Annotated in this window: 7 protein-coding genes; 4 read left to right on the plus strand and 3 right to left on the minus strand. The window is 67.7% G+C overall.

Translation table 11 applies throughout. The annotated features are described in order from the left end of the window. From sucD to D472_RS0117145, 3 genes are all read right to left on the minus strand, one after another. Positions 1-874: succinate--CoA ligase subunit alpha (sucD, locus tag D472_RS0117135; protein ID WP_017605700.1), on the minus strand; the 874-nt coding region annotated here is incomplete at its 3' end. Between the two features lie 14 nt (positions 875-888). Continuing rightward, the gene (gene sucC / locus D472_RS0117140) at positions 889-2,070 is read right to left on the minus strand and encodes an ADP-forming succinate--CoA ligase subunit beta (RefSeq protein ID WP_017605701.1); all 1,182 of its coding nucleotides are present in this window, start codon (positions 2,068-2,070) and stop codon (positions 889-891) included. Between the two features lie 365 nt (positions 2,071-2,435). Beyond that, positions 2,436-2,846, minus strand: a complete 411-nt coding sequence (locus tag D472_RS0117145; RefSeq protein ID WP_026117796.1) for a cobalamin B12-binding domain-containing protein — start codon at positions 2,844-2,846, stop codon at positions 2,436-2,438. A gap of 148 nt (positions 2,847-2,994) precedes the next feature. Here D472_RS0117145 and D472_RS0117150 point away from each other — a divergent pair, with 148 nt between their 5' ends. The 4 genes from D472_RS0117150 (at position 2,995) to D472_RS0117165 (ending at position 6,602) form a co-directional block, all read left to right on the plus strand. Beyond that, a complete protein-coding gene (locus D472_RS0117150; protein ID WP_017605703.1) occupies positions 2,995-3,297 on the plus strand; it encodes a hypothetical protein in 303 nt (100 codons plus the stop codon). Positions 3,298-3,365: 68 nt separating this feature from the next. Beyond that, on the plus strand, positions 3,366-4,883 hold the full coding sequence (locus D472_RS25815) for a DNA-3-methyladenine glycosylase 2 (RefSeq protein WP_017605704.1): 1,518 nt from the start codon (positions 3,366-3,368) through the stop codon (positions 4,881-4,883). A gap of 5 nt (positions 4,884-4,888) precedes the next feature. Further along, positions 4,889-5,479 carry a methylated-DNA--[protein]-cysteine S-methyltransferase gene (locus D472_RS0117160; RefSeq protein ID WP_017605705.1) on the plus strand — a complete coding sequence of 197 codons (591 nt, stop codon included), beginning with the start codon at positions 4,889-4,891 and terminating at the stop codon, positions 5,477-5,479. Between the two features lie 112 nt (positions 5,480-5,591). Then, on the plus strand, positions 5,592-6,602 hold the full coding sequence (locus D472_RS0117165) for a M23 family metallopeptidase (protein WP_017605706.1): 1,011 nt from the start codon (positions 5,592-5,594) through the stop codon (positions 6,600-6,602). Positions 6,603-6,737 lie beyond the last annotated feature (135 nt).

The following is a 6,737-nucleotide window of genomic DNA, read 5'->3' on the forward strand; positions in this document are numbered from 1 at the left end:
AGAGCTCGCGAGCCAACTTGGCGGTCTCGCTCGGGGTCTTGCCGACCTTGACACCGGCGGCCTCGAGGGCCTCCTTCTTGGCGGCGGCCGTACCGGAGGAGCCGGAGACGATGGCGCCGGCGTGGCCCATGGTCTTGCCCTCCGGGGCGGTGAAGCCCGCGACGTAGCCGACGACCGGCTTGGTCACGTTCTCCTTGATGAACGCGGCCGCGCGCTCCTCGGCGTCACCACCGATCTCACCGATCATCACGATCACGTCGGTGTCCGGGTCGGCCTCGAAGGCCGCCAGGGCATCGATGTGCGTGGTACCGATGATCGGGTCGCCACCGATACCGACGGCGGACGAGAAGCCGATGTCACGCAGCTCGTACATCATCTGGTAGGTGAGCGTGCCCGACTTCGAGACCAGGCCGATACGACCCGGCTTGGTGATGTCGGCCGGGATGATGCCGGCGTTGGACTGACCCGGGGTGATCAGACCGGGGCAGTTCGGGCCGATGATGCGGGTCTTGTTGCCCTTGGCCCCGGCATGGGCCCAGAACGCGGCGGTGTCGTGGACCGGGATGCCCTCGGTGATCACGACGGCCAGGCCGATCTCGGCGTCGATGGCCTCGACGACGGCGTCCTTGGTGAACTTCGGCGGGACGAAGATCACGGTGACGTCGGCGCCGGTGGCCTCCATGCCCTCGGCCACGGAGCCGAAGACCGGCACCTCGGTGCCGTCGAAGTCGACCTTCTGGCCGGCCTTGCGTGGGTTCACACCGCCGACGATGTTGGTGCCCGAAGCGAGCATACGGCGGGTGTGCTTGGTGCCCTCAGAGCCGGTCATGCCCTGGACCAGCACCTTGCTGTCCTTGTTAAGGAAGATAGCCATGGTGTTTTCGTCCCCTACTTCGCCGCGAGCTCGGCGGCCTGAGCGGCGGCGCCGTCCATCGTGTCGACTCGGCGAACGGCCGGGTGGGCACGGTCGTCGAGAATCTTGCGACCCAGTTCGGCGTTGTTGCCGTCCAGGCGCACGACCAGCGGCTTGCTGACGTCGTCGCCGCGGTTCTCCAACAGCTCCAAGGCCTGGACGATGCCGTTCGCGACGGCGTCGCAGGCGGTGATACCACCGAAGACGTTGACGAACACGCTCTTGACGGCCGGGTCGCCCAGGATGATCTCCAGGCCGTTGGCCATGATCTCGGCGGAGGCGCCACCACCGATGTCGAGGAAGTTGGCGGGCTTGACACCGCCGTGGTCCTCACCGGCGTAGGCGACCACGTCCAGGGTCGACATGACCAGACCGGCACCGTTACCGATGATGCCGACCTCACCGTCGAGCTTGACGTAGTTGAGGCCCTTGGCCTTGGCGGCGACCTCGAGCGGGTCGCCCTCCTCGGCGAAGGTCAGGCTCTCCAGGTCCTGACGGAACTCGGCGTTCTCGTCCAGGGTGACCTTGCCGTCGAGGGCGACGACCCGACCGTCGGAGGTCAGGATGAGCGGGTTCACCTCCACGAGGGTGGCGTCCTTGCCGACGAAGGCATCCCACAGCTTGGTGATGACCTCGGCGGCGCCCGCGGCGGCGGCCTCGGGCAGTCGGCCGGCCTTGACGATCTCGGCGGCGACGTCCGCCGGGGCGCCCTTGAGGGCGTTGATCGAGATCTTCGCGACGGCGTCGGGGTTGGTCTCGGCGACCTCCTCGATCTCCACGCCGCCCTCGGCGGAGCAGATCGAGAGGAAGTCACGGTTGGCGCGGTCCAAGAGGAAGGAGAAGTAGTACTCCTCGGCGATGTCGCTCGCCTCCTCGACCAGGACACGGTGGACCGTGTGGCCCTTGATGTCCATGCCGAGGATCTGCTCGGCCTTGGCCTGGGCGTCCTCGGGGCCCTCGGCGACCTTGACACCACCGGCCTTACCACGGCCACCAGTCTTGACCTGGGCCTTCACGACGACGCGAGGCTTGCCCGCGGCGGCGAACTCATCAGCGATGGCACGCGCCTCAGCGGCCGTGCTCGCCACCTTTCCCTGGGGTACGGGAACCCCGTACTCTGCGAAGAGTTCCTTCGCCTGGTATTCGAACAGGTCCACGAGGGTCCGTCCTTGTAACTCGCTGGCTCAAGTGTGTACCGGGGTGGCGTGTCCGGATCGGCGGTGACGCACTGGATAGGTGTCACACGACACAAGCCCTGCTGGGGTTGAGCCGCCTACTCAAGATCAAGATCGCCGCGGCGTTGCCACCCGCGACATGCGCAAAGCTTAGTCGCCTGGGATCCGGCCGCCGGCCACCGGGGCGGTGTCGGCCTCGTGAAAGGGCGCCGAAAGCCGATCAAGTGGCACGCCCAGGGCCCTCACATGGGAGAATCTGTGATCAGAGACACGCCACATAACACTGATCGGCGGCTTCTCCGCCCTTATCGCGCTTCTTACCGAATGCGACCAAAGTCACGACTGGTTCAGGCGGCGTGCGCCGGTCGGATGTTCTCGCGCACCCACTCGGCGATCTCGGCGGTGGGCGCCCCCGGTGTGAAGATCCTGGCCACGCCCATCGCCTCCAGTTCAGCGATGTCGGAATCGGGAATGATCCCGCCGCCGAACACCCGGATGTCGGTGGCGTCGTTCTCGCGCAGCAGCTCCATGACCCGACCGAACATGGTCATGTGGGCACCTGAGAGCACCGACAGCCCGATCGCGTCGGCGTCCTCCTGTAGCGCCGCGGCCACGATCATCTCCGGGGTCTGACGCAATCCGGTGTAGATGACCTCGACCCCGGCGTCCCTGAGGACCCGGGCCACGATCTTGACCCCCCGGTCGTGTCCGTCCAGTCCCGGCTTCGCGACGACGACCCGTGCGGCGGACTCGGCCATGACGTACCCCTCACAGTGTTCCCCCGGAGCACGCCCGGCGCCCCTCGTGAGGGCCTCCCCGGGCGCCGGGAAGGAGATGATGAACTCGTGTGAAGGGTAACGCAGCTCACCGTGGGATGTCTGGCGCGGGTACGGGTATCTTCCGAGCATGGATGACAACGCCACCGGCTTCGAGCACATCGACACCGACGATCTGCGTGACCGCGCCGTGGAGTTGGCTCGGCGTAGGTGGGACGTGCGGTTCTTCTGGGAACTGCTTCGTCTCATCCCGGCCGCCGAGGCGGTCGCGGGAAACATCGACGCCAGCGAGGCGAGCCTGGCCCAGGCCTCGGGTTTCCTCTACGAAGCACTGTCCGCCGAGAGCGACCCGAACGTACAGGAGGCGCTGCGCCCCGTGTACGTCCAGTATCTGGTCGACCACGACACCTCCGAGGCCGCCCGAAGCGATTGAGCCGTCCGATCTCCATGTCCGAAAACCGCCGGCACTGGGTCTCTTCGGCGACGAACATGGGGAGCGTGATGGACGACGAGCAGCGCTACCGTGCCTTGCACAGCAGGGACTCCCGGTTCGATGGGGTGTTCTACACCGCGGTGCGCACCACCGGTATCTACTGCCGCCCGAGTTGCCCGGCGATCACCCCACGTCGGGAGAACGTCCACTTCTACCGATCCGCCGCGGCCGCCCAGGAGAACGGATACCGCGCCTGTAAACGGTGTCGCCCGGACACGGTTCCGGGTTCACCGGAGTGGAACCTGCGTGCCGACGTGGTGGGCCGTGCCATCCGGCTGATCAACGACGGAGCGGTGGACCGTGGCGGAGTCGGGGCACTGGCCGGTGCCCTGGGTTACAGCGAACGCCAACTCAACCGGCTCCTGACCACCGAAGTGGGCGCGGGTCCGCTGGCCTTGGCCCGGGCCGAACGCGCGCACACCGCTCGCGTCCTGGTGGAGACCACGGACATGCCGATGGCGGACACGGCCTTCGCCTCGGGATTCGCGAGTCTGCGGCAGTTCAACGAGACCATGCGGGCGATCTACGATCGTTCCCCCACCGAGATGCGTCGGGCCGCCAAGGGCCGCGTCGACGGGGAGCCCACCACGCCGGGGACGATCACTTTGCGCCTGCCCTACCGGGGCCACATCGACCTCGCCGCCACACTCGCCTTCCTTGGCGAGCGCGCCGTACCCGGGGTGGAGGAGTACACCGACGGCGTCTACCGGCGGACCCTGCGTCTGGCCCATGGGCCCGGCGTCGTCGAACTGGGACCATCGAGCGGCTCCACGCACGTGCTGTGCCGGTTGCGGCTGACCCGGCCCCGTGACCTGCCCGGCGCGGTCCGACGTTGCCGGAGCCTGCTGGACCTGGACGCCGACCCGGAGGCGGTGGCCGAGGTGCTCGGCCCCGACCCGCTACTGGGTCCGCTACTGCGACGACGCCCGGGCGCACGCGCCCCCGGGCACACGGACCCCGAGGAGCTCACGGTGCGGGCGGTGTTGGGCCAGCAGGTGTCGGTCCGAGCCGCGCGTACTCTGGCTGGAAGATTGGTGGAGCGCTTCGGGGAGCCCCTGGAGCGGCCGGACGGTGCCCTCACCCACACGTTTCCCTCCCCTCAGGCTCTGGCGGCAGCCGACCCCGCCGGGTTGTCCATCCCCCTCGCACGGGGACGCGCGCTGGCAGGGGTGGCCGAGGCCATCGCCGAGGGTCGGGTGGACCTGGGACCGGGCTGTGACCGGGACGAGGCGGAGCGAGGGTTGGTGGCGTTGCGCGGCATCGGCCCGTGGACCGCCCGTTACGTGCGTATGCGCGGACTGGGCGACCCGGACGTGTTCTTGGAGACCGACCTGGGTGTCAGGCGAAGCTTGGAACGGGCCGGGGTCGCTGCGGCCCCCGCGGCCGCCGCGCGACGGGCCAGGGCGTGGAGCCCTTGGCGCTCCTACGCCACCCACCTGCTGTGGGCCTCACTCGGCCCGGGACATGGTGGGGACGAGGAAGGACGACGGTGCCGGCCAGACCTGCGGCACGTGAACGAGGGATAAGGACGATGACCCATACCGAACAGGACGCACTCCCGTTGGGGCTGCCCGAAGCCCCGGAGCCGGCCGCCGCACCACGGGTGAAGGCGGCTCGTTTCCGGGAGCCACTGCCGGGACCGACCCACTACACGACGATGGACTCACCTCTGGGAGAACTGTTGCTGTTCGGCGATGGTGAATCCTTGAGCGGGGTCTCCACCCCGCCCAAGGAGGGTGCTCCGCACCGCGTCCCCCAGGGGTGGGTGGCCGGCGCTGAACCGTTCGTGGAGGTCGAGCGTCAGCTGACCGCCTACTTCGCCGGTGAGTTGCGCGAGTTCGATCTGCCACTGGCACCCGTGGGAACCGCCTGGCAGCTGAGGGTATGGCGGGCCCTGACCACCATTCCCTACGGGGAGACCGCCGGTTACGGGGAATTGGCCGAGGAACTGGGCAAGCCGACCGCCTCCCGCGCGGTGGGAAGCGCCAACGGACGCAACCCGATCAGCGTGGTCGTTCCCTGCCACCGGATCATCGGGGCCAACGGTGCCCTGACCGGCTACGCGGGTGGCCTGGATCGCAAGCAGAAACTTTTGAACCTCGAACGCGCTAATCGCGCATGAAAGTTTCCTTCCCCCTCTTGCCCCTCGACGAAGGCGTGGTTACTCTGCGGTAGCCACATCGAAGGTTGTGGTGTCACCTCCCGCCCGCTACTCACCCCCCTTTGGAGAAGCGTTGACACTGCCCACCGTCCCCCGTTTCCTTCCCGTAGGAACCCTCCCGATCATCGCGGCCGCCGCCCTCGTCACGAGCGTGGCCACCCCGGTCTCGGCCCAGCCGGCCGCACCATCGCACAGCGCTGCGGACAACGTCGAGATCATCGCAGAACACGCCGAGGAGCTGGACCTGTCCCCGGCCGCCGAAAACACCCTGACCGACGCCGTCATCGACGACGTCCTGGCCGAGCGCGACACCGAGCTGTCCACCCTGGCCGCTCAGGAACGCGACGTGCGCGTGGACATCCGCGAAGCCTCCGAGGGCTCGGCGTTCGGTGTCGCCATCGTGACCGCACCCATGGGTGCCGACGAGGACCCGCACGCCTGGTTGTTCGCCGCCGAACACGAGAACTCCGGCTGGATGGTCGGGTTGGAGGGAACAGAGGAGTTCTCCTCGATCCTGGCCGACAGCGCCCTGTTGGAGGAGAAGGAACGCGAGACCGTCGCCGCCTCGACCAACCCTTCGGAGATGGCCCCGGCCAGTTACATCGGCGTCGGTCTGCCGTTCAGCATCGGCACCTCGATGGTGATGACGGGCGGACCGCACGGCGACGTCGGCCAGTCGGTGGACTTCGCGGGTGGCGCGGGCCAGGCTCGCGCCGCGCGTGGTGGTTACGCCTACAGCCTGTGCACCGGCTGGACCCGGGTCATTCACGACAACGGATATTCCACGGATTACTACCACTTGGAGGACTACCAGTGGTTGCCCGGCAACAACGTCGGGGTCGGCCACTACCTGGGTACCCAGGGCAACAGCCTCTGCGCCGGTGGTTCGACGACCGGTGCCCACATCCACTACTCGCTGCGGGGCTACACCGACCCCAACGCGCCTGGCTGGTACCTCACCATGAACGGTAAGACCCTGGGTGGCTGGACCTTCGTACAGGGTGCCCAGTACGGCGGCTACGCCTACCGCAACGGTGTGGGCACCGTCTACCCGGGCAACTGGATGTACAACTACGGATTCTGAGAAAGCATGACCGCTTCTGAGAACCCGTGATCCTCCCCTTCTCGCCGCCGATCACCACCCGCAAGAAGGACCCCACCCCACAAAAACAAAAAAAAGGGGGGTCCGTAATACGGACCCCCCTCACAAAAAACCGTG

Origin of the sequence: Nocardiopsis alkaliphila YIM 80379, from assembly GCF_000341005.1 — a bacterium.
Taxonomy (GTDB): domain Bacteria; phylum Actinomycetota; class Actinomycetes; order Streptosporangiales; family Streptosporangiaceae; genus Nocardiopsis; species Nocardiopsis alkaliphila.

Bases quoted from the DNA above. Each gene is read 5' to 3' on its own strand.
- D472_RS0117145 (WP_026117796.1), bottom strand. From the start codon at position 2,846: ATGGCCGAGTCCGCCGCACGGGTCGTCGTCGCGAAGCCGGGACTGGAC.
- D472_RS0117150 (WP_017605703.1), top strand. From the start codon at position 2,995: ATGGATGACAACGCCACCGGCTTCGAGCACATCGACACCGACGATCTG.
- D472_RS25815 (WP_017605704.1), top strand. From the start codon at position 3,366: ATGGACGACGAGCAGCGCTACCGTGCCTTGCACAGCAGGGACTCCCGG.
- D472_RS0117160 (WP_017605705.1), top strand. From the start codon at position 4,889: ATGACCCATACCGAACAGGACGCACTCCCGTTGGGGCTGCCCGAAGCC.